The sequence below is a fragment of the Streptomyces sp. NPDC006393 genome (genome assembly GCF_040628575.1).
GTDB lineage: Bacteria > Actinomycetota > Actinomycetes > Streptomycetales > Streptomycetaceae > Streptomyces.
In genome coordinates this window covers 58,488-80,590 of record NZ_JBEXZD010000019.1, presented here as the reverse complement: position 1 = coordinate 80,590, position 22,103 = coordinate 58,488, and the positions used below count along the sequence as shown (strand labels likewise).

At 71.7% G+C, this 22,103-nt stretch carries 19 protein-coding genes; 14 read left to right on the top strand and 5 right to left on the bottom strand.

The window, feature by feature from the left end; all coding sequences use genetic code 11:
- The first annotated feature begins 30 nt into the window (after positions 1-30).
- Positions 31-1,218, top strand: coding sequence for a HAMP domain-containing sensor histidine kinase (locus ABZ484_RS11695; RefSeq protein WP_358865718.1), 1,188 nt, complete (start codon positions 31-33; stop codon positions 1,216-1,218).
- A 127-nt stretch (positions 1,219-1,345) separates the two neighbouring features.
- On the opposite strand, the gene ABZ484_RS11690 is transcribed toward ABZ484_RS11695, so the two are convergent.
- Positions 1,346-3,016: a fumarate hydratase gene (locus ABZ484_RS11690; RefSeq protein ID WP_358865717.1), complete on the bottom strand. Its 1,671-nt coding sequence runs from the start codon at positions 3,014-3,016 to the stop codon at positions 1,346-1,348.
- A 225-nt stretch (positions 3,017-3,241) separates the two neighbouring features.
- Between ABZ484_RS11690 and ABZ484_RS11685 the strand changes: the two genes are divergently transcribed.
- Positions 3,242-3,922 (top strand): DUF1707 domain-containing protein, encoded by a 681-nt coding sequence (locus ABZ484_RS11685; RefSeq protein WP_358865716.1) that lies wholly within the window; start codon positions 3,242-3,244, stop codon positions 3,920-3,922.
- 131 nt (positions 3,923-4,053) lie between these two features.
- Positions 4,054-4,431: a WhiB family transcriptional regulator gene (locus tag ABZ484_RS11680; RefSeq protein ID WP_358865715.1), complete on the top strand. Its 378-nt coding sequence runs from the start codon at positions 4,054-4,056 to the stop codon at positions 4,429-4,431.
- A gap of 157 nt (positions 4,432-4,588) precedes the next feature.
- Here the strand turns inward: ABZ484_RS11680 and glpX are convergent, their stop codons facing one another.
- Entirely contained in the window at positions 4,589-5,623 is a 1,035-nt protein-coding gene (gene glpX, locus ABZ484_RS11675; protein WP_358865714.1) for a class II fructose-bisphosphatase, read from the bottom strand.
- Between the two features lie 127 nt (positions 5,624-5,750).
- Here glpX and ABZ484_RS11670 point away from each other — a divergent pair, with 127 nt between their 5' ends.
- Positions 5,751-6,278, top strand: a complete 528-nt coding sequence (locus ABZ484_RS11670; RefSeq protein WP_358865713.1) for a DUF4245 domain-containing protein — start codon at positions 5,751-5,753, stop codon at positions 6,276-6,278.
- A 64-nt stretch (positions 6,279-6,342) separates the two neighbouring features.
- On the opposite strand, the gene ABZ484_RS11665 is transcribed toward ABZ484_RS11670, so the two are convergent.
- On the bottom strand, positions 6,343-6,600 hold the full coding sequence (locus ABZ484_RS11665; protein ID WP_358865712.1) for an exodeoxyribonuclease VII small subunit: 258 nt from the start codon (positions 6,598-6,600) through the stop codon (positions 6,343-6,345).
- Positions 6,601-6,609: 9 nt separating this feature from the next.
- Positions 6,610-7,818 carry an exodeoxyribonuclease VII large subunit gene (gene xseA / locus ABZ484_RS11660; RefSeq protein WP_358865711.1) on the bottom strand — a complete coding sequence of 403 codons (1,209 nt, stop codon included), beginning with the start codon at positions 7,816-7,818 and terminating at the stop codon, positions 6,610-6,612.
- Between the two features lie 135 nt (positions 7,819-7,953).
- On the opposite strand from xseA, the gene ABZ484_RS11655 reads away from it, so the two are divergent.
- Together ABZ484_RS11655 and ppgK are read left to right on the top strand one after the other, a co-directional pair.
- Positions 7,954-8,970: a 4-hydroxy-3-methylbut-2-enyl diphosphate reductase gene (locus tag ABZ484_RS11655; protein WP_358865710.1), complete on the top strand. Its 1,017-nt coding sequence runs from the start codon at positions 7,954-7,956 to the stop codon at positions 8,968-8,970.
- A 47-nt stretch (positions 8,971-9,017) separates the two neighbouring features.
- Entirely contained in the window at positions 9,018-9,764 is a 747-nt protein-coding gene (ppgK, locus tag ABZ484_RS11650) for a polyphosphate--glucose phosphotransferase (RefSeq protein ID WP_358865709.1), read from the top strand.
- A gap of 84 nt (positions 9,765-9,848) precedes the next feature.
- On the opposite strand, the gene ABZ484_RS11645 is transcribed toward ppgK, so the two are convergent.
- A complete protein-coding gene (locus ABZ484_RS11645; RefSeq protein ID WP_358865708.1) occupies positions 9,849-10,448 on the bottom strand; it encodes a DUF6542 domain-containing protein in 600 nt (199 codons plus the stop codon).
- 165 nt (positions 10,449-10,613) lie between these two features.
- Here ABZ484_RS11645 and ychF point away from each other — a divergent pair, with 165 nt between their 5' ends.
- From ychF to ABZ484_RS11605, 8 genes are all read left to right on the top strand, one after another.
- Positions 10,614-11,702: a redox-regulated ATPase YchF gene (ychF, locus tag ABZ484_RS11640; protein ID WP_358865707.1), complete on the top strand. Its 1,089-nt coding sequence runs from the start codon at positions 10,614-10,616 to the stop codon at positions 11,700-11,702.
- Between the two features lie 365 nt (positions 11,703-12,067).
- Positions 12,068-15,769: a S8 family serine peptidase gene (locus ABZ484_RS11635; RefSeq protein WP_358865706.1), complete on the top strand. Its 3,702-nt coding sequence runs from the start codon at positions 12,068-12,070 to the stop codon at positions 15,767-15,769.
- A gap of 137 nt (positions 15,770-15,906) precedes the next feature.
- Positions 15,907-16,899, top strand: coding sequence for a transcriptional regulator TrmB (locus tag ABZ484_RS11630; protein ID WP_358865705.1), 993 nt, complete (start codon positions 15,907-15,909; stop codon positions 16,897-16,899).
- Between the two features lie 419 nt (positions 16,900-17,318).
- Positions 17,319-18,284: an ABC transporter ATP-binding protein gene (locus ABZ484_RS11625; RefSeq protein WP_358865704.1), complete on the top strand. Its 966-nt coding sequence runs from the start codon at positions 17,319-17,321 to the stop codon at positions 18,282-18,284.
- Positions 18,281-19,084 (top strand): ABC transporter permease, encoded by an 804-nt coding sequence (locus tag ABZ484_RS11620; protein ID WP_358865703.1) that lies wholly within the window; start codon positions 18,281-18,283, stop codon positions 19,082-19,084. Before ABZ484_RS11625 ends, ABZ484_RS11620 begins: the two co-directional genes overlap by 4 nt.
- A gap of 224 nt (positions 19,085-19,308) precedes the next feature.
- Entirely contained in the window at positions 19,309-20,265 is a 957-nt protein-coding gene (locus tag ABZ484_RS11615) for an ACP S-malonyltransferase (protein WP_358865702.1), read from the top strand.
- Positions 20,252-21,841, top strand: a complete 1,590-nt coding sequence (locus ABZ484_RS11610) for a class I adenylate-forming enzyme family protein (protein WP_358865701.1) — start codon at positions 20,252-20,254, stop codon at positions 21,839-21,841. Before ABZ484_RS11615 ends, ABZ484_RS11610 begins: the two co-directional genes overlap by 14 nt.
- On the top strand, positions 21,822-22,100 hold the full coding sequence (locus ABZ484_RS11605) for an acyl carrier protein (RefSeq protein ID WP_358865700.1): 279 nt from the start codon (positions 21,822-21,824) through the stop codon (positions 22,098-22,100). The genes ABZ484_RS11610 and ABZ484_RS11605 overlap by 20 nt, the downstream gene beginning before the upstream one ends.
- The last annotated feature ends 3 nt before the right edge of the window (positions 22,101-22,103 follow it).

Below are 22,103 nucleotides of genomic sequence, written 5' to 3'. Positions count from 1 at the left end.
CGCATCGGCGTCCGCGTCAGCCGTATACGCGTGCGCCGTATCCGCGTCCGCCTTCGCCGCGCCGTCGCGCGCATCCGCCGTATCCGCGTCCGCGTCCGCTGGACGGTGCGACTGCGGCTGACCCTGCTCTACGGCGCGCTGTTCCTCGTCTCCGGGGCGGCCCTGCTGATCATCACCTACGTCCTCGTCGCGGGCAGCGGCACCCCGCAGCTGTTCGTCTCCTCCAGGATCGGCTCGAACGTCCTGTTCCAGAGGCTCGACCCCGAGGTGGTGCGGCGGTTCATGGGCAACCGGGCCGCGGAGCAGCGCCAGGCGATGCTGGGGCAGCTGCTCACCCAGTCGGCCATCGCCCTCGGCCTGATGTCCGCGGTGTCGGTGGCGCTGGGCTGGCTGATGGCCGGGCGCGCGCTGCGCCCCGTGCGGACCATGGCCGACAAGGCCCGCCGGATCTCCGAACGCAACCTCCACGAACGCCTCGCCGTCCCCGGCCCGGACGACGAGCTGAAGGACCTGGGCGACACCATCGACGACCTGTTGTCCCGCCTCGGTGCCGCCTTCGGCGCCCAGAAGCGTTTCGCCGCCAACGCCTCCCACGAGCTGCGGACCCCGCTCACCCTGCAACGCGCGATGATCGAGGTCGCGCTGGCCGACCCCGCGGCGGACGCCGAATCGCTGCGCCGTGTGTGCGAGCGGGTCCTGGCCGCCGGTGAGCACCAGGAGCGTCTCATCGAGGCCCTGCTGATGCTCGCCCGCAGCGAGCGCGGCCTGGACCGCCGAGAGCCGGTGGACCTGGTGCGGGCGGCCGGGAACGTCCTGGGCGACGGCGGCCCCGAGGAGCCGCGCGTCGAGGTGTGCCTCGCGCCGGCCGCCACCTCGGGCGATCCCCGTCTGGTGGAGCGGCTGGCCGCCAATCTGGTCGGCAACGCCCGGCGCCACAACCTGCCGGGAGGCTGGGTCCGCGTCTCCACCGGGACGGTGCGCGGGCGCCCGTTCCTGCGCGTGGTCAACAGCGGGCCGGAGATCCCGCCGGACCGCATCGACGCACTGTTCGAGCCCTTCCGCCGTCTGGAGTCCCGCACCGGGAGCCCGCAGGGGCACGGCCTCGGGCTGTCCATCGTCTCGGCCGTCGCCGCCGTGCACGACGCCGACCTGACGGCCGAGCCCGGCCCCGAGGGCGGCCTGGACATCACGGTGGCCTTCCCCCGTGCCTCACGTTGAGGCCGTTGCCGTTGCCGTTGCCGTTGCCGTTGCCGAGGACGAGGGAGACGGGACGGGTAGGGGCGGCGGGGGCGCAGTATCCGTCAGCGGGCTTCGCCGCGGGCCGTCCCCGCCGCCACCGGAGGCACTACGCCAGCCCCGGCCCCCGCACCGGAATCGTCGTGAACGTCGGCTGCGGCGCCGGGTCCTGGAAGAAGTCGTTGCCCTTGTCGTCGACGACGATGAACGCCGGGAAGTCCTCGACCTCGATCTTCCAGACGGCCTCCATGCCGAGCTCCTCGTACTCCAGGACCTCGACCTTCTTGATGCAGTCCTGGGCGAGGCGGGCGGCGGGGCCGCCGATGGAGCCGAGGTAGAAGCCGCCGTGGGCGTCGCACGCGTCGGTGACCTGCTTGCTGCGGTTGCCCTTGGCCAGCATCACCTTGGATCCGCCCGCCGCCTGGAACTGCTCGACGTAGGAGTCCATGCGGCCGGCCGTCGTCGGGCCGAAGGAGCCGGACGCGTAGCCCTCGGGGGTCTTCGCCGGGCCCGCGTAGTACACCGGGTGGTCCTTCAGGTACTGCGGCATCTCCTCGCCCGCGTCCAGCCGCTCCTTGATCTTGGCGTGCGCGATGTCGCGGGCCACGACCAGCGGGCCGGTCAGGGACAGGCGGGTCTTGACCGGGTACTTGGTCAGCTCGGCGAGGATCGTGTCCATCGGCTGGTTGAGGTCGATCCTGACGACGTCGGAGGACTCGTCCAGGTGCTCGTCGGTCGTCTCCGGCAGGAAGCGCGCCGGGTCCGTCTCCAGCTGCTCCAGGAACACGCCCTCGGCGGTGATCTTCGCGACGGCCTGGCGGTCCGCGGAGCAGGACACCGCGATCGCGACCGGGCAGGAGGCGCCGTGCCGGGGCAGGCGCACCACGCGCACGTCGTGGCAGAAGTACTTGCCGCCGAACTGCGCGCCGATGCCGATCTTCTGGGTCAGCTCGAAGACCTTCTGCTCGAGGTCCTTGTCGCGGAAGCCGTGGCCCAGCTCCGAGCCCTCCGCCGGGATCTCGTCCAGGTAGTGCGCGGAGGCGTACTTCGCGGTCTTCAGGGCGTACTCCGCGCTGGTGCCGCCGACGACGATCGCCAGGTGGTACGGCGGGCAGGCGGCCGTGCCGAGCGAACGGATCTTCTCCTCCAGGAACTTCATCATGGAGGCCTCGTTCAGGACGGCCTTCGTCTCCTGGTAGAGGAAGGACTTGTTGGCGCTGCCGCCGCCCTTGGCCATGAACAGGAACTTGTAGGCGCCGCCGTCGGTGGCGTACAGCTCGATCTGGGCGGGGAGGTTGGAGCCGGTGTTCTTCTCCTCCCACATGGTCAGCGGGGCCATCTGCGAGTAGCGCAGGTTCAGCTTGGTGTAGGCGTCGTAGATGCCGCGGGAGAGGGCCTTCTCGTCCTCGCCCTCGGTGAGGACGTTCTGGCCGCGCTTGCCCATGACGATGGCGGTGCCGGTGTCCTGGCACATCGGCAGCACGCCGGCGGCGGCGATGTTGGCGTTCTTCAGCAGGTCCAGGGCGACGAACTTGTCGTTCGCGCTGGCCTCCGGGTCGTCGATGATGCGGCGCAGCTGGGCGAGGTGGGCCGGGCGCAGGTAGTGCTGGATGTCGTGGACGGCCTCCTCGGCCAGCTTGCGCAGCGCCTCCGGCTCGACCTTGAGGAACGTACGCCCGTCGGGCCCCTCGACGGTGGAGACGCCCTCGGACGTCACCAGCCGGTACGGGGTGGTGTCCTCACCCTGGGGGAGCAGATCGGTGTACGCGAACTCAGGCATCGCAGCCCATTCCTCACTCGGCAGACGGCTGCCCGCCGACGCCGGCGGGCACCGACCAGCCTAGAACCTGCCACTGACGGCGAGGTTGTGAGGTCCGGCTCAGTTCACCGTCCGTACCTCGCCGGCCCGGTCGGGCCCGGTCCGGCTCGGTCCCTCGAACGGCTTCCGGGCCGCTTCTCGTGCGCAGAGGTGTCGCGATCTATCGTGTTTGGGTACGCTGCTGCCGTGGACCTTCAGAAGCAGACCGCCGCCCCCGCCACGGAGCTGCGCGCCTCGGACGCCGACCGTGACCGCATCGCCGACATCCTGCGCGACGCCCTCGCCGAGGGACGTCTGAGCGCCGACGAGCACGCCGAGCGCGTCGAGGGGGTGCTGAACGCCAAGACGGTCGGCGAGCTGGAGGTCTTCATCCAGGACCTGCCCGCCGCCCACCAGGTCCGTACGGCGCCGGCGTACGCCTTGGCGCCCAATCGCCCGGCCGCCGGTGCGATTCCCCAGGAGGCCGACGAGAACGTGGTGGCGGTGTTCAGCTCGGCCATGCGCAAGGGCCGCTGGCGCGCCGGGCGGCGGCTGCACGCGTACGCGGTCTTCGGCAGTGTCGAGATCGACCTCAGCGAGGCGATCTTCGAGTACCAGCAGGTCGTGATCAAGGCCGTCTCCGTCTTCGGCGACGTCCAGATCCGCGTCCCGGAGAACGTGTCGCTGCGCGGCACCGGCGGCGGCGTCCTCGGCAACTTCGAGGTGGCGCCGCTGGACTCGTCCGAGTCCGACGCGCCCGTCGTCTACGTCGACGGCTGGGCGATCCTGGGCAACGTCGAGGCACGGCCCAAGCGCGGCAAGCTCGTCGCCGACATCCTCGACCGTGTGCAGCGCAAGGTCGACAGGAGTTTGCGCAAACATCTGTGAGGCGGTCGCGAACCAGCCATGGGCACCTCTGACCAACCGCACGGTCGGGAACTCAGTGCATAGGCGCGCGCACAGCGGGTAGGCCTTGCTGCATCGTCTCTCGCTCGCGAAGCCGTCGTCAGGAGAAGACCGTGCTGCAACCGCCGCATTCGTCCCTGCAGGTAGCTGCCGTTCCGGCCCCGCGGGTGCCAGTGCGGGACAGGGACCAAGACGCACCCTGGCACACCGAGGCGGTGTGCCGGCGCGACGAGGCCGGCCTGTTCTTCGCGCCCTCGAAGGAGCCCACCGCCGCGCGGCTGTCGCGCGAGGAGGCGGCCAAGCGGGTCTGCGCGCGCTGCCCGGTGATGGTCGAGTGCCGCGAGCACGCGCTGCTGCAACCGGAGCCGTACGGCGTCTGGGGCGGCCTCACCGCCGCCGAGCGCCGCGTCGTCCTCGCCCGGCGCCGCCGGCGCGAACTGGAGCTCAAGAAGGCGGCCCGCACGACGGGCCGTATAGCGGCGGCCGGCTAGCCGGGGCCCGGGTCCCGCCGGGTCCCGCGTGCCCGGCAGGGCCTTTCACGGCACGCCGGCCCGCGTCCCTCGGCACGCGTATGGGGCGCTCCCTCCGCACAGGGAGCGCCCCATACCTGCTGTGCCGGGTCCTGGCCGGGCGCCGGCCGCCCGCCCGCTACCTCGCGCGGTCGAAGTCGATCGCGCTGTACGCCCGCAGCTTGCTCAGCCGGTGTTCCGACTCGATCCGCCGCACCGTGCCCGACTTGGACCGCATGACGAGCGAGTCGGTCGTCGCCGTCTCCGAGCCGTAGCGCACTCCGCGCAGCAGCTCGCCGTCGGTGATGCCGGTGGCGACGAAGAAGACGTTCTCGCCCGAGACCAGGTCGTCCGTGGTCAGCACGCGGTCGAGGTCGTGCCCGGCGTCGATCGCCCGCTGCCGCTCCTCGTCGTCCTTCGGCCACAGCTTGCCCTGGATCGTGCCGCCCAGGCACTTCACGGCGCAGGCCGAGATGATGCCCTCGGGCGTACCGCCGATGCCGAGCAGCAGGTCGACGCCGGTGCCCTCGCGCAGTGCGTAGATCGAGCCGGCCACGTCGCCGTCGGAGATCAGCTTGATGCGCGCGCCCGCCTCCCGGACCTCCTGGATGAGGCTCTGGTGGCGCGGCCGGTCCAGGATGACGACGGTGACGTCCTCGGGGGTGCCCCGCTTGGCCTTGGCCACGCGCTTGATGTTCACCGACACCGGCGCGTCGATGTCCACGAAGTCGGCCGCGTCCGGGCCGGTCACCAGCTTGTCCATGTAGAACACGGCGGAGGGGTCGAACATCGCGCCGCGTTCGGCGGCGGCCAGCACCGCGATCGCGTTCGGCATGCCCTTGGCGGTCAGCGTGGTGCCGTCGATCGGGTCGACCGCGATGTCGACCTCGGGGCCGGTCCCGTCGCCCACGTGCTCTCCGTTGAAGAGCATCGGGGCCTCGTCCTTCTCGCCCTCGCCGATGACGACGACGCCGTTCATCGAGACGGTGGAGACGAGGGTCCGCATGGCGCGGACCGCGGCGCCGTCGGCGCCGTTCTTGTCACCGCGCCCGACCCAGCGGCCCGCGGCCATCGCCGCGGCCTCGGTGACCCGGACCAGTTCCAAAGCGATGTTGCGGTCGGGAGCCTCTTCGGGGACTTCCAGCTCGGACGGCAAGTGATGATGCTCGGTCATCGGAGCGCACCTTTCTGATACGACGACGGCCGGATGAGGGTGTTGGCCCTGACTCTATCGCCGAGTCGACAAAATGAGCAGGGGACCCCACGGATGAGCGGTCCGGGCACCTGCGACGATAGAGGGCGTGGCAGGTTCGAACGGCAAGCAGAAGTCGGTCCGGAGCATGATCCTCTCCCTCGGGGTGATCGTGATCGCGGCCGCGAGCGTCTATCTCTTCATCCCGCACGACGATCACGCTCCCGACATCAAACGGGTCGACTACCGCGTCGAACTGCTCACCGCGCGCCGCGCCGCCCCGTACCCCGTGGCCGCGCCCGAGGGCCTGCCCGAGACCTGGAAGCCCACCTCCGTCCGCTACCGGGCCGACCAGGACAACCGCTGGCATCTGGGTTTCCAGGATCCCGAGGGCCAATACGTGGCGATCGAGCAGTCCACTCAGAAGCGCAAGGACTTCATCGACGACGCCAGCCAGGGCGGCCACGCCACCGAGGTCACCCAGGAGATCGACGGCCGCACCTGGACCCGGTACACCGGCGGCCGCTACGACGCCCTCGTACTGGAGGCCAAGGGCTCCACGACGGTGGTGGCGGGCACGGCCTCCTTCGGTCAGCTGACGAAGATGGCGCAGGCGCTGGAGCTGAAGAAGTCCTGACCTTCCGCGCCGGGCCCCGGGGACCGCACCCGGCCCCAGCGGACCTCATCCGCCCCCGGGGACCTCACCCGGAGGACTCCGTCTCGTCCTCGGTGGCCTCCTCGGCCAGTGCGGCGTCCAGGCGTGCGCGGGCGCCCTCCAGCCAGCGCCGGCAGACCTTGGCCAGCTCCTCGCCCCGCTCCCAGAGGGCCAGGGACTCCTCAAGGCTCGTACCGCCCGCCTCCAGGCGCCGGACGACCTCGATCAGCTCGTCCCGTGCCTGCTCGTAGCCGAGCGTCTCGTCCGCCGCTGCGGTGCCGCCTGCCGCGGTGTTGCTTGTCATCCGCCCACCCTATGTGTCGACACGAACTGTGAACGCGCCCTCGGCGACCCGCGCGCGCAGCGCCTCGTCCGCCGCCACCTCGGCCGGGTCGCGGACCACGTGCCCGTCGGCCTTCTGGAGCACGGCGTACCCGCGGCGCAGCGTCGCGGCGGGGGAGAGGGCCACCACGCGCGCGTGCGTGTGCGTCAGTTCCGAGTCGGCGCGGTCCAGCAGGTGCCGCAGCGTGCGCCGGCTCCGGTCCAGCAGCGAGGCGACATGGTCCGCCCGCTCGTCGATCATGCGGTGCGGATCCTCCATGCAGGGCCGCGCCAGCGCGTGGGCCAGGCCCCGCTCCTCCCGCTCGACCAGCGCGCTCACGCACCGCCGGGCGCGGTCGCGCAGCTGCCGTACCCGCTCGAGCTCCTCGCCGACGTCCGGCACGACCTTCTTGGCGGCGTCGGTGGGCGTGGAGGCGCGCAGGTCGGCGACGTAGTCCAGCAGCGGGGTGTCCGGCTCGTGCCCGATCGCGGAGACGACCGGCGTACGGCAGGACGCCACCGCGCGGACCAGCTGCTCGTCGGAGAACGGCAGCAGGTCCTCCACGCTGCCACCGCCGCGCGCGACGATGATCACGTCCACCTCGTCGAACGCGTCGAGCTCCTTGACGGCCTGCACGACCTGCGGGACGGCGTGCACGCCCTGCACCGCGACGTTGCGCACCTCGAAGCGGACGGCGGGCCAGCGGTGCCGGGCGTTCTCCAGCACGTCCCGCTCGGCGGCGGAGGCGCGGCCGCAGACCAGGCCGATCAGCTGGGGGAGGAAGGGTAGCGCCTTCTTCCGCTCGGGCGCGAACAGCCCCTCGGCGGCCAGCGACTTCTTCAGCTGCTCCAGGCGGGCCAGCAGCTCTCCGACGCCCACCGGCCGTATCTCGGCGGCCCGCAGGGACAGCTGCCCGCGCGGGGCGTACCACTCCGGCTTGGCGTGCACGACGACGCGGGCGCCCTCGCCGACGACGTCGGCGACCGCGTCGAACACCTCGCGGTAGCAGGTCACGCCGACCGAGATGTTGTACGACGGGTCGCGCAGCGTCAGGAACACCACGCCCGCGCCCGGCCGCCGCGACAGCTGGGTGATCTGGCCCTCGACCCACACCGCGCCGAGCCGGTCGATCCAGCCGCCGATGAGCCGCGAGACCTCACCGACCGGCAGCGGGGATTCGGGGGACGTGGTGACAGCCATGCCCGCGAGCGTAGCCGCCGCCACCGACAGCGCGGGCGGTGGCGCCACCGCGCGGGGGCGGTCGCGCCGGCGCGCCGGGCCGGTGCCCCCGGCGCCACCCCCGGCGATCTTCCGGCCGCCGGGCGCGGCCTTACGATGGGTGCCATGACCGCTACGTCTGGCCGCCGTGTCCTGCTCGCCGCCCCCCGGGGCTACTGCGCGGGTGTGGACCGCGCCGTGATCGCCGTCGAGAAGGCCCTGGAGCAGTACGGGGCTCCGGTGTACGTCCGGCACGAGATCGTCCACAACAAGTACGTCGTGCAGACCCTGGAGAAGAAGGGCGCCGTCTTCGTCGAGCGGACGGAGGAGGTGCCGCCGGGCAACATCGTGATGTTCTCCGCGCACGGCGTGGCGCCCGTCGTCCACGAGGAGGCCGAGCGCGGCCGCCTGGCCACCATCGACGCCACCTGCCCGCTGGTCACCAAGGTCCACAAGGAGGCCGTCCGCTTCGCCAAGGAGGACTACGACATCCTCCTGATCGGGCACGAGGGCCACGAGGAGGTCATCGGCACCTCCGGCGAGGCCCCCGACCACATCCAGCTCGTCGACGGCCCCGAGGACGTCGCCAAGGTCGAGGTGCGCGACCCGTCGAAGGTCGTCTGGCTCTCCCAGACCACGCTGTCGGTGGACGAGACCATGGAGACGGTCGACGCCCTCAAGGAGAAGTTCCCGCAGCTGATCTCCCCGCCGAGCGACGACATCTGCTACGCCACGCAGAACCGCCAGCTCGCCGTCAAGCAGATGGGCGCCGAGGCGGATCTCGTCATCGTGGTCGGCTCCCGCAACTCCTCCAACTCCAAGCGCCTGGTGGAGGTCGCCAAGCTCGCGGGCGCGGCCCGGGCCTACCTCGTGGACTTTGCCGACGAGATCGACGAGGCCTGGCTGGAGGGCGTGACGACGGTCGGCGTGACGTCGGGCGCGTCGGTGCCCGAGGTCCTGGTCGAGCAGGTGCTGGAGTGGCTGGCCCGGCGCGGCTTCGAGGACGTGGAGATCGTCAAGGCGGCGGAGGAGTCCATCACCTTCTCCCTGCCCAAGGAGCTCCGCCGGGACCTGCGCGAGGAGGCCGCCGCGATGGTGGCCGAGCGCGGCGGGTCGGGTGCGGCGCAGGCGTGATCGCCGATGACGCCGTGACGGTCAGTCGCCCGTCGTAACGTGGAGCCATGCAGATCTTCGGTGTGGACATCGGCGGGTCGGGGATCAAGGGTGCCCCGGTGGACCTGGACAAGGGCGACCTGGCCCAGGAGCGCTTCAAGGTGCTGACCCCGCACCCGGCGACGCCCGACGGGGTGGCCGACGGTGTCAGGCAGGTCGTCGACCACTTCGGGTGGACCGGGCCGGTCGGGCTGACGTTCCCGGGCGTGATCACCGGCGGCGCCACGGTCCGCACGGCGGCGAACGTCGACAAGAGCTGGATCGACACCGACGCGCGCGCCCTGTTCGGCGAGGCGCTGGGCGGCCTGCCGGTGACCGTGGTCAACGACGCGGACGCGGCGGGCGTCGCCGAGATGCACTTCGGCGCCGGCCAGGGCCGCCGCGGCACCGTGATCCTGCTGACCTTCGGCACCGGCATCGGCAGCGCGGTCTTCGTCGACGGCACCCTCGTCGCCAACACGGAGCTGGGCCATCTCGAGCTGGACGGCCACGAGGCGGAGAAACGGGCCTCCAGCAAGGCCAAGGACGACCACGACCTGTCCTGGGAGCAGTGGGGCCGCCGCGTCGAGAAGTACCTCGCGCACCTCGAGATGCTCTTCTCCCCGGAGCTGTTCATCCTCGGCGGCGGCGTCAGCCGCAAGGCCCACAAGTTCCTGCCCGTCATCAAGGGCGTCAGAGCTCCGATCGTCCCCGCCCAGCTGCAGAACAACGCGGGCATCGTGGGGGCGGCGATGCGGGCGGCGGAGGGCGCGTAGCCGATCGGCGGAGGGCGTGCTCCCGGGCGGCGGGCCCCCCGGGACCGGAGGGGGAGGAGGGAGTGCCCAGGGTGCTCCCGTCCCTCACCGCGGCGGGCGGCGTCCGGCCCGCCCCCGGGCGGGCGCGGGTGCGGCGCGCCGCAGCAGAGCCGTGACCCCCGCGATCAGCGTCCCCCCGTACAGCCACAGCGCCTGTGTGGCGAGCGCGGTGACCAGGCCCATCAGCGTGCCGAGGAAGCCGTCGCCCTCGGCCAGGGGCAGCAGGCCCACGGCGAACCCGATGGGCACCACGACCGGCGAGGTCAGCAGGTCGCCCCGGCGCACCCACACGGCGGTCAGCGCACACACCACCAGGAACAGCACGCCGTACCCGGTCGGGGACCCGCCGAACAGCAGCTGGTCGAGACAGCCCAGCAGGAACATCAGTACCCCGCAGAACAGACCGGCCCCCAGACCCGTGAACCGCGGGTTGGGCAGCCGCCGCAGTCGTCGTATGGCGGCGGCGGGGCCGGAGACGGGCGCCGCGGCGGCCGGCCGCCGCCCGCCGGGCGGACGACGCGTCCCCGGGGGACGCCGTGCCGCGGGCCGGTGGCCCGGCGCGCCCTGCCGTGCCGCCTGGGGCGGCGTCGGGGGCCTGCCGCGTCGCGGTCCGTGCTGCTGAGATCGCGTCCTGGGTTGCTCCACCGGACCAACCTAGGTCTGTTTATGTGCTGAATAGGCCGTTTGACACGCCGCGCGGCGCGGCCTGGCCAAGCGTTCGAACCGCCGCGGGGCCCGGTCCGCGACACGCCGTAGACTGGTGGATCGGCCGCCTGGCCCTCAATCTCCTCACGTACGGGAAGTCGCAACGTGTCGCTCACGATCGGAATCGTCGGTCTGCCGAACGTCGGCAAGTCGACCCTGTTCAACGCCCTGACCAAGAACGACGTGCTCGCGGCCAACTACCCGTTCGCCACGATCGAGCCGAACGTCGGTGTCGTGGGCGTCCCGGACGGTCGTCTCGCCCAGCTCGCCTCGATCTTCAAGTCGGAGCGGATCCTGCCGGCCACGGTCGACTTCGTCGACATCGCCGGCATCGTGCGCGGCGCCAGCGAGGGCGAGGGCCTGGGCAACAAGTTCCTCGCCAACATCCGCGAGTCGGACGCGATCTGCCAGGTCATCCGCGCCTTCAAGGACGAGAACGTCGTGCACGTCGACGGCAAGGTCTCGCCGAAGGACGACATCGAGACGATCAACACCGAGCTGATCCTCGCCGACCTCCAGACCATCGAGAAGGTCCTCCCGCGCCTCCAGAAGGAATCGCGGATCAAGAAGGACATCGCCCCCAAGGTCAAGGCGGTCGAGGAGGCCAAGGAGATCCTGGAGAAGGGCGACACACTCTTCGCGCACGGCATCGTCCAGGGCAGCGAGCGCGCGGAGCTCCTCCACGACCTGCACCTGCTCACGACGAAGCCCTTCCTCTACGTCTTCAACGTCGACGAGGACGAACTGATCGACGAGGACTTCAAGAACGAGCAGCGCGCCCTGGTCGCCCCCGCCGAGGCGATCTTCCTCAACGCCAAGCTGGAGGCCGACCTCGCCGAGCTGGACGAGGAGGAGGCCCTGGAGCTCCTGGAGTCCGTCGGCCAGCACGAGCCGGGCCTGGCCACCCTCGCCCGCGTCGGCTTCAACACCCTCGGCCTTCAGACCTACCTGACGGCCGGCCCCAAGGAGTCCCGCGCCTGGACCATCAAGAAGGGCGCCACCGCGCCCGAGGCCGCCGGCGTGATCCACACCGACTTCCAGAAGGGCTTCATCAAGGCCGAGGTCATCTCCTTCGAGGATCTCCTCGAGACCGGCTCGGTCACCGAGGCCCGCGCCAAGGGCAAGGCCCGCATGGAGGGCAAGGACTATGTGATGCAGGACGGGGACGTGGTGGAGTTCCGCTTCAACGTGTAGCGGGTGCTCTGTCACCACATCACTGTTCTGGTGAATGTGCGGGTCGGGAGGGGTTCGTCTCCGTGGGTGGCGGGCCCCTTTCGCATGCCCGTGCCGACGTGGCGCTGACTCGGTCCTCGATCGCGGGCAGGGTGGGCACTTGTCACTGCCGGAACTGAACGGCCCTGTGCGGAAGGCGGGGACGCGTCCCATCCGTCCGGCTCGCGGGGGACGAGTCCCCTTCGTCCGGTTCGCGGCTGGCGAATCGCTGCCATGGCGAGAACTTGCCATCGTCCGGCCTTCATCCGGGCGTTGCAGGCCGATAGACCCAGTGCATGTTCTCCCCCCTACCGGCTTCGGCCTTCCGGCGCACACGTCGGCAACTGATGTCAGCGACCGCTGCCGCGGTGCTGCTGGGCGCGAGTGCCGCCGCCCTGCAGCCGGCGGCGTCAGCGGTTCCGCAGAAACCCACCGTTCCGGCCAAGGCCTCGGTGACACACAAGGTCACCCTGGTCACCGGCGATGTCGTCACGGTCACCACCATGGCCGACGGCAAGCAGATCGCCGATGTCGACCGACCGGACAGCGCCGTCGGCGGCGTGAAGCTACAAGAGATCAAGGGCGACATCTATGTCATCCCGGACGAGGCGGCCGGGCTGCTGGCCGCGGACAAGCTGGACCGGCGGCTGTTCGATGTCACCGACCTGATCGAGATGGGCTATGACGACGCCGAGGCCGGCAGCGTGCCGCTGATCGCGTCGTTCACCGCGGCGAAGACCCGCGCGGCGGTCGAGCCGAAGGCTCCCCGCGGCAGCAGGCTGACCCGCGAACTGGCGGGCATCCACGGGGCCGCGTTGAGCACCGACAAGAAGCAGGCCCGCACCTTCTGGTCGTCCATCGCGCCTGCTTCCTCGGCAGGCGGGGGAGCCCACACCCTCGGTGAGGGTGTGTCCAAGCTGTGGCTCGACGGTCGCGTGAAGGCCGATCTGAAGGAGAGCGTGCCCCTGATCGGTGCGCCCGAGGCCTGGGCGGCCGGGTACACCGGCAAGGGTGCCAAGGTCGCCGTGCTCGACACCGGTGTCGATGCCGACCACCCCGACCTGAAGGACCGGATCGACGGCACCGCGAGCTTCGTGCCGGGTGAGGCGATCACGGACGTCAACGGGCACGGCACGCATGTGGCCGGCACGATCGTCGGCTCGGGCGCCGCCTCCGGCGGTGAGTACAAGGGCGTCGCCCCCGACGCCGACCTGTTCGTCGGCAAGGTGCTCGGCGGCACCGAGGGCTACGGCCAGGACTCCTGGGTCGTGGCCGGCATGCAGTGGGCGGCCGAGTCCGGTGCGGACGTCGTCAACATGAGCCTCGGGGACACCTACCCGACGGACGGCAGCGACCCGATGTCGCAGGCGGTCGACGAGCTGTCCGCGAAGTACGGCACGCTGTTCGTCATCGCCGCCGGCAACGCCGGCCCGGAGAGCATCTCCGCTCCGGGTGCGGCAGCCTCCGCGCTGACCGTGGCCGCCACGGACAAGCAGGACCAGCTGGCGTCCTTCTCCAGCACCGGCCCGCTTGCCTATTCCGGCGGCATGAAGCCGGACATAGCGGCACCGGGCGTGGACATCACCGCGGCCCGCTCGCAGGACATGACCGATGGTGGTGAGGGCCTCTACCGCACCCTCAGCGGCACCTCGATGGCGACGCCGCACGTGGTCGGCGCGGCGGCCATCCTGGCCCAGGAGCACCCGGACTGGACCGGCGCGCAGCTCAAGGAACACCTGATGAGCACCGCGAAGGGCCTGGCCGACGGGTACTCGCCGTACGAGGTCGGCACCGGCCGTGTGGATGTGGCCGCCGCGGTGCGCACCACGGTCCGGGGCACCGGATCGCTCTTCTTCGGCAACTACACGTGGCCGCACGAGCCGAGCGACGTCGCCGTCACCAAGGACCTGACCTTCACCAACACCGGCACCGCCGAGGTCACGCTGAACCTGGCGCTGACCAACACCGACGGCCCGTTCACGCTGGGTGCGGACTCGGTGACCGTTCCGGCGGGCGGCACGGCCGCGGTCCCGGTGACCGGTGACCCGCAGAATGCTTCGACCGGCCGGAACGTCGGCTACGTGATCGCCACCGACGCGGCCACCGGGCGGCCGGTGACCCGCACGTCCGTGGCGCTGCTGAAGGAGGAGGAGCGCTACGACCTGAACATCAAGCTGGTCGGCCGGGACGGCAAGCCTGCCTCCGGCCAGGTCGTGGTCGTCCAGGCCGGCGACGAGTTCCCGTGGTCGCTCGACGTGCAGGGCTCGGCGACCATGCGCATGCCGGCAGGCCGGTACACGGTCATGGCGGAGCTGGACGTCCCCGGCGAGAAGCCCGACCGCTCCGGCTATGCCGTGCTGGTCGACCCGGAAACCGTGTTGAGCGCGAGCACCGGCTCCGGCGACGTGGTGCTGGACGCCGGTAAGGCGCGCCTGCTGCGGACCGAGGCGCCGCAGCGCACGGAGGACCGCCAACGCAAGGTCGACTTCAACATCCACTTCAACGGCCTCGACCCGTGGTACGACGTGCGTGGCGCGTACTCGCCGGGCCCGGCCGTCGACGACATCTACGTCTCGCCGACGGAGAAGATGACCCAGGGCGAGTTCACGATGGTCACCCGCTGGCGCAAGGGTGAGCCGCAGCTCGGCCTGAGCGTGCCGGGCGGCCGCGTCAGCTTCGAGGCCGTGGTGCAGCCGGGCAGCCGGGTGGGCACCGCCTCGGACGTGCTGCGGTCGGTCTACGCAGGCGAGGGCGCGGCGGCGGACTACCGGAAGGCCGACGCCAAGGGCAAGGTCGTCGTGGTGGAGCGCAGCGACGCGGTCTCGCCGCAGGAGCGCGCCGCGAACGCGGCCGCGGCCGGCGCGACGGCGCTGATCGTGGTCAACGACGGCGTCGGCGGCCTTCAGGAGTACGTCGGCGAGTCCACCATCCCGGTCGCCACCGTGCACCGCGACGCGGGCAAGGCGCTGATCGCGACGGCCAGGCTCGGCGGCAAGCTGACCGTGAAGCAGACCGAGTACACGCCGTACGTCTACGATCTCACCCGCAAGTACCCCGGCCAGGTGCCCGACCGGCCACTGGTCTACAAGCCCGGCCAAGGCGACCTCGCCCGGATCGACGCCCGCTACTACGCGACCACGGACGGCGCGGCCGAGGGCTACCGGTCCGACGCCGACTTCACCCCGGCGCTCGGGATGCCCGAGCGGGAACGGCACCCGGGCACCCGCACCGAATGGGTGACCCCGGACCAGGTCTGGGTGGAGAGCCACGCGCAGAACGTCGACAGCGACATGCCGTGGGTCATGGTGTCGGGCTACAACACCTACGACAAGGGCACCACCACCGGCCTGGACTGGTTCGCCCCGGCGATCCGGCCGGCGTCCGCCGAGCCGTTCGGCGTGTTCAACTCGCGCGCGCAGAACTACATGATCTTCAACACCCAGGCGTGGAGCTCCTCCAGCGACGCGTCGCAGATGGCCGGCTACCTGCCGTGGGGCATGACGCCGACCCATCTGCAGGTCTTCCAGGGCGACACGCTGATCCACGACAACCCCTACGGCACGGACATGCAGTGGGTGGAGGTGCCGGCGGGCAACCTGCCCTACCGCGCCGTCCTCGACGCGGAGCGGCCCGGCGAGGTCTTCCGGCTCTCGACCCGCACCCACACCGAGTGGACCTTCATGTCGGACACCGTCGACTCGGACACCTTCAAGCCGTTCTCGGTGCTGGAGATGAACTACAGCCTGGAGACCGACCTGCGCGGTGCCGTCAAGGCGGGCCCGCCTCAGCGGATCAGACTCAAGGCGGTGGGCTCGGACGGCGGCACCGTCCCCGGGAACGTCACCAAGGTGACGCTCGACGTCTCCTACGACGACGGCGCCACCTGGCAGAAGGTGGCTCTGGCCAGGGGCACCGACGGCTACTGGACGGGCTCGTTCAAGAGCGCGCACAGCAAGGCCGGCGGGTTCCTCTCGGTGCGCTCGAGCGCCGAGACGGACCGTGGCTACAGCATCAAGCAGGAGATCATCCGGGCATACGGCCTGCGATGAGTCCCATCGTCGGGCCCCGGGGCGGCGACTCCCCGGGGCCCTTCCCGTCGCACCCGCTCCCAGCAGGGACTTTTCAGGGTCTGCCGCCATGGCGCATACTCTCCCCGCTGCCGCACGCGGAGGGGAGCCGGTCGCCGATGCTGGGTGTTCTGGGTCTCGAACCCGTGGACGAGCGCGTCTACCGGGCACTGCTCGGACGGCCGCAGGCCACCGCTGCGCAGCTGTCGGATCTGCTCGTCGTCGCACAAGCCGACATGGACGAGGCGCTGGGCCGCCTGACCGGGTGGGGACTGGTGATCAGGTCCGGGGACGAGCTGTTCACCGCCGCCCCGCCGACGTTGGCGCTCGGCGCTCTGATCAGCCGGCACCGGGACGGGCTGCGCGCGGCCGAGCAGGCACTGGTGACCTTCGCCGAGGAGCACCGGGCGGCGGTGACGGGGCGCGGCATCAATGATCTGATCGAGGTCGTCACGGGCGTCGACGCGATCCGTCATCGTTTCCTGCAGGTGCAGCAGGCGGCCCACACGCAGGTCCGCACCTTCATCACCGCACCCTTCATCGCCGTACCGCCCGACGAGAACACGGCCGAGCCCGTGGCCATCGGCCGTGGTGTGCAGTTCCGGGCGGTGCTGGACCGAGCCGCGCTGGCGGAGCCGGGCATCATCAACGACGCGATCGAGTCACTGCGCAACGGTGTGCACTTGCGTGTCGCCGACCAACTGCCGATGAAACTCGTCCTGGCCGACACCGACCTCGGCCTGGTCCCGCTCGCGGTCACCCCGGCCGGAGAGCCCGGCGCCGTGCTGCTGCACCGCAGTGGCCTGCTGGACGCGCTGGACGCGCTGTTCGAGACCGTATGGCGCACCGCCCAGCCGCTCGAGCTGTCCGGCGCCGGCGGACAAGCCGAAACCATCGTCGAGCTCGGCGCGGAAGGTCCGACCGACGTCGACCGGAGAATCCTCGCCCTGCTGATGGCGGGCCTGACCGACCAGACGGTCGCGACGCAGCTGCGTCTGTCACCGCGCACCTTGCAGCGACGCCTGCGCCACCTCATGGACCTGGCCGACGTTCGGACCCGGATGCAGCTCGGTGGCTACGCGATCCGCCACGGATGGGTCGAGCCGCACTGAGAACTCCGCCTGGACCGACAGGGGGTGCCCGGTGGTCCCAGAGGCCGTCGGGCTGGTCGTAGTGCAGGTCACTCCTGTCGGCGGCCGGCTGGGGTCTGTTCGGAGGTGAGAAGGGTTCCGTCCGCCGCGCGGGCGGTGAGGACGGGCTTCGTGGAACGGGTGTCACCGTGATGTCCGCGTACGTGTACGCGCCTTGGCGACCCCGCCGGTGAAATGGCGTCACGGCGGCTCATGCTCACGACCCCGGCGGCCCGCGCCGTCGGTGTCCCTCGTCTCGGGGCCGGCGGGTTTCGGCAGCTCAGTCCGTGTGCCCGCACCTCGATAGGGCGGCGATAGCCGCTCCGGTTCGGCCGGATAGCGCGGGGCGCAAGAGTGGTTTCCGCCAAGGCAGCCCCCCACCGAATCGTGAGGACCTGAAGATGACCGAAACCCAACTCCGTCCGGCGCCGAGGGAGGTGAGGTCCCCGGAAGCCCCCGCCGCCGTGCTCAGTACGGTCGTCAAGCGGTTCAGCAACGCCAAGGGCGAGGAGTTCACCGCCGTCGACGGGCTGGACCTGCGGATCCGCCGCGGTGAGGTGGTGGCCTTCCTCGGGCCGAACGGTGCCGGCAAGACGACCACCATCGACATGCTGCTGGGCCTCACCCGGCCCGACTCCGGTCATGTGGAGCTGTTCGGGCAGGCGCCGCAGCAGGCGGTGCGCGCCGGGCGGGTCGCCGCCGTGCTCCAGTCCGGCGGGCTGCTGCCCGACCTGACCGTCGAGGCGACCGTGCGGATGCTCGGCTCGCTGCACCCCGGCGCCGACGTCGAGCACGTCATGGCCCGGGCCGGGATCACGGCGCTGCGCCACCGGCGGGTCGCCGAGTGCTCCGGCGGCGAGCAGCAGCGGCTGCGGTTCGCGGTCGCGCTGCTGTCGGACCCGGACTTCCTGGTGCTGGACGAGCCGACCGCCGGCATGGACGTCGTCGCCCGCCGGGAGTTCTGGGCCACCGTCCGCGAGGACGCCGAGCGCGGCATGACCGTCATGTTCGCCACCCACTACATGGAGGAGGCCGACCGGTTCGCCGACCGTGTGGTGATGATCGACCGCGGCCGGGTCGTCGCCGACGGCTCCGCCTCCTCCATCCGCGCCGCCATGACCGGACGTACCGTCTCCGCCCTGATCAGCCCGCGTGACGCGCAGGCGGTGGCGGCCTCGCCCGCGGTCCGCTCCTGCGTGGTCCGCGGCGAGCGCCACTACTTCGACGCCACCGACTCCGACGCCCTGCTGCGGGTGCTGGTCACCCAGACCTCGGCCACCGAGATCGAGGTCGCCCCGCGCAGCCTGGAGGAGGCCTTCATGGCCATCACCCATCAGGGCCGCGACCCCCAGGAGGCCTCGCGATGACCACCGTGACCGCGCCGGCCGCCGTCCCCGTCCGCGCCCGCACCTCGCCGTTCAGCGGCGTCAACCCGACCTTCGTCCGCTACGAGCTGCGCCGCCGCTTCAACCGCCAGACCACCATCTTCACGCTGCTGCTCCCGGCGGTCCTCTACCTCGCCCTGTTCCGCACCGCACCCGCCCACGGGACGCTGCCGCACGGCAACTTCGCCGCCTGGATGATGATCGGCCTCGCGGTCTACGGCGCCGCCATGGCCGCGACCAGCTCCGCGGCCACCATCTCCGTGGAGCGGTCGGCCGGCTGGATGCGCACGATCGCGCTGAGCCCGCTGGCCCCGCCCGGCTATCTGCTGGTCAAGGTGGTCTGCTCGGTCGTCATGGCCGCCGTGCCGGTCGCCATCGTCGGCGTCCTCGGCGCCCTGACCGGGGCGCACACCAGCGCCGAGGTGTGGGTGACCTCCCTGCTCGTCGCCTGGCTGGGAGCCGCGGTGTTCGCCGCGCTCGGCATCGCGATGGGCCTGGTCATGAAGCCCGAGGTCGTGATGCACATGCCGGGCCTGACCATGACCGCGCTGGCCTTCCTCGGCAACCTGTTCATCCCGCTCAGCGGCACCATGCTGGAGATCTCCCGGTACACCCCGATGTACGGGGTCTCCACTCTGGCCCGCTACTGGCTCACCGACGGCTACACCTTCAGCGGCGAGCACTCCAGCCTGGCCGGCGCCGTGTTCAACATCGCCGCCTGGTTCGCGGGCTTCTCCTTCATGGCGATCCGCCGCTTCGCCAAGAGCACGGGCCGCAACTAGGGCCTCCCGCCCGGGCCGTCAGGCCCGCCCTTCCCGCACGACACCCTTCCCGCACGACACCCTTCCCGCACGACACCCCTCCCGCACGACACCCTTCCCGTCCATGGCCGGGGCTCCCCACGCAGCGCCCCTCCCTCCACGGCACCCACAGCACCGCCGTACCGGCCGCAACCCGCGTCAGCGCCGCGCGACAGGTACCCGACACGAAAGGGGGATAGAACAAAATGTTCGCAATCATTGCGCCGGGCCAGGGTTCCCAGACCCCCGGCATGCTGGCCGGCTGGCTGCGCGACCCGGTGTACGCCGAGCGCGTCAGGGCCTGGTCCGAGGCCGCGGACGTGGACCTGGTCCACCTGGGCACCAAGGCCCCGGCCGCGACCATCGCCCGGACCGAGCACACCCAGCCCCTGCTGGTCGCGCAGGGCTTGCTGATGCACGAGGCACTCGCCCCGGCGGCGGCCGCGCAGACCGCGGTGGTGGCCGGCCACTCCGTCGGCGAACTGACCGCCGCGGCGCACGCCGGCGTCCTCACGCCCGCCGACGCCGTACGGCTCGCCGCCGTCCGCGGCCGCGCCATGGCCACGGCCTGCGCCGAGGCGCCCACCTCGATGGCGGCCGTGGTCGGCGGCGAGGCGGCGGCGGTGCTCGACCGGATCGCCGAACTCGGCCTGACCGCCGCCACGTTCAACGGCCCCGGCCAGATCGTCGCGGCCGGACTTCAGGAGGACCTGGACAAGCTGGCCGCCGCGCCGCCGCCCGGCGCCACCGTCAAACCGCTGCCGGTCGCCGGCGCCTTCCACACCCCGTACATGGAGTCGGCGCGCCGGACCTTCGCCGCCGCCGCCGAGGCCACCCCCTTCGCCCGGCCCCACGGGCTGCTGCTCTCCAACGCCGACGGCGAGGTGCTCGCCACGCCCGAGGTGATCCGCCGGCGCCTGGTCGACCAGGTCGTACGGCCCGTGCGCTGGGATCTGTGCCTGGCGGGCCTGGCCCGGCTGGCACCCGCGCTGACGGTGTCCCTGCCACCCGCCAAGACCCTCACCAACATCCTGCGCCGCCAACATCCCGAACTCGCCGTCCTGCCGCTCAACACCACCCGTGACATCGGCAAGGCCCAGGCCCGCCTCGAATCCCTCGAGTCCGCCGTACGGGAGGAGGTGCCCGTCCATGCCGGTGTCTGACCTGCTCGCCCACCGCCGCGCCGACCGCGGCGACCACCCCGCCGTCGTCGACTCCGAGGGCCCCCTCGACTACGCCTCACTGGGCGCCGCCGTGGACCGCGCCGTCGGCTGGCTGCGCGCCGAGGGCGTCACCGCCGGCGACCGCGTCGTCCACGCCGGCCGCAACGACCGCTCCTTCCTCGCCCTCTTCCACGCCACCCTGCGCATCGGCGCGGTCTTCGTCCCCGTACACCCCGACCTGACGGACACCCAGCTCGCCCACATCGTCGACGACTGCTCCGCCGCCCTGGCGATCTGCTCGCCCGGCGCCGGGGCGGGCGCACCGCGCACCGCCGAACCCGACCGTGCCTGGCAGGAGATCCTGCGGACCCCCGCCGACGACTTCACGGCCGAGGTCTCCGACGACGCCGTCGCCATGCTGATCTACACCTCCGGCACCACCGGCCGCCCCAAGGGCGTCGTCTGCCCGCACCGGCAGATGCTCGCCTCGCTGGAGTCCATCAACGCCTGCCTCGGCTACCGAGCCGACGACGTGGTGCTGTGCCGGCTGCCGCTCTCCTTCGACTACGGCCTCTACCAGGCGCTGCTGTGCACCCTGACCGGCGGCACCCTCGTTCTCGCCGAACGCGCCGGGGACATGGGCCTGTTGCGGGTGATCGAGGACCACGGCGTGACGGTCGTCCCCCTGGTGCCCTCGCTGGCGCAGATCCTCACCCTGCTCCAGCGCAAGCACCGCCGGCCCACGAAGGTGCGGCTGTTCACCAACACCGGGGCCCGCCCGGGCAAGGCCGTCATGGCCGAACTGCTCGACGTCTTCCCCGGATCGGGCTTCGCCTCCATGTACGGCATGACCGAGTGCAAGCGCATCTCGATCCTCGACCCCGCCGAGTACGCCGCCCACCCCGACTCGGTCGGCCGGCCCATCCCCGGCGACGCGGTCCGGATCACCGCCCCCGACGGCACCACCCTCGGCCCCCGGCAGACCGGCGAGATCGTCGTCCACGGCGCCACCGTGATGGCCGGCTACTGGGGCGTCCCCGTCGAGCGACAGCAGCGCTACGTCCGCCGCGCCGACGGCTCGCTCGAACTGCACACCGGCGACCAGGGCTGGCTCGACGAGGACGGCCGGCTCTACTTCGTCGGCCGCGACGACGACATGATCAAACGGCGCGGCATCCGCCTCGGCCTGACCGAGATCGAGGACGCCGCCGAACGGATCCCCGGAGTGAGCGCGGCGGTAGCGCTGCGGCCCGAGCCGGAGGACGGCCCGCTGCACCTGGCGGTGCGCACCACGCTCACCGCCGACGAGGTCCGCGCCCACCTGGCGCTGCGGCTCGACCGGGCCCGGCGCCCCGACCGGATCAGTCTCATCGACACCGTGCCCCTGACCAAGAACGGCAAGCCCGACCGCAGGGCCGTGCAGCTCCTTCTCGACCCGCCCGGCCCGCCCCACGCGGACACCGCGCCACCGGCCCAGCCGTCCGCCACCGCGCCGCCCGCCCCGCCGTCCACCCCGGCGCCTCCCATCGCAGAGCCCACCCAGACGAGGACCAGCCATGAACCAGTCGCAGTCTGACCAGCCGACCCAGTCGCACTTCGACCAGCTCGTCGAGCAGGTCTGCGCCGTGACGGTCACCGACCCGGAGACCCCGCTCGTGGACCTCGGCGTGGACTCCCTGCACACCATCGCCCTGGTGATGGCGGTCGAGGAGCGCTACGGCATCGAGATCGACCCCGAGGTGATCGGCGACCCCTCGCTGACCTCCTCCGCCGGCCTGTGGCGCTCGGTGCAGGACCAGCTGGCCGCGGCGCTGCCGGCCAGAGCGGGGAGCTGAGCG